This window comes from Priestia sp. SIMBA_032, assembly GCF_046535215.1.
Lineage (GTDB): Bacteria > Bacillota > Bacilli > Bacillales > Bacillaceae_H > Priestia > Priestia aryabhattai.
In genome coordinates this window covers 1-270 of record NZ_JAWRXD010000707.1, presented here as the reverse complement: position 1 = coordinate 270, position 270 = coordinate 1, and the positions used below count along the sequence as shown (strand labels likewise).

Here is a 270-nt window from a genome sequence, read left to right as displayed (position 1 = left end):
CGCCATGGACCATCGCCTGAATTATGTCGCCTCGACCAGCCGGGACGAACGGCGCAACCAGACCTCCGCCCTGTCGGTTGGCTACCAGGGAGCCAGGGCCAGTGTGGGGGCGGGCTACACGCAAAGTGACCATTACCGTGCGCTGTCGCTCAACGCCAGCGGCAGCCTGTTGCTGCATGAAGGCGGGTTGACCAGTGGCCGCTACCTGGGCGAAACCAATGCCCTGGTCCACGTACCCGAAATCGCCGGGGTCGGCGTGAAAAACGCCCC

The 270-nt window shown here is 65.2% G+C and carries 1 protein-coding gene; it reads left to right on the top strand.

The annotated features are described in order from the left end of the window. On the top strand, window positions 1-270 hold a 270-nt coding region (locus SB717_RS36100; protein ID WP_410907806.1), incomplete at both ends, for a fimbria/pilus outer membrane usher protein.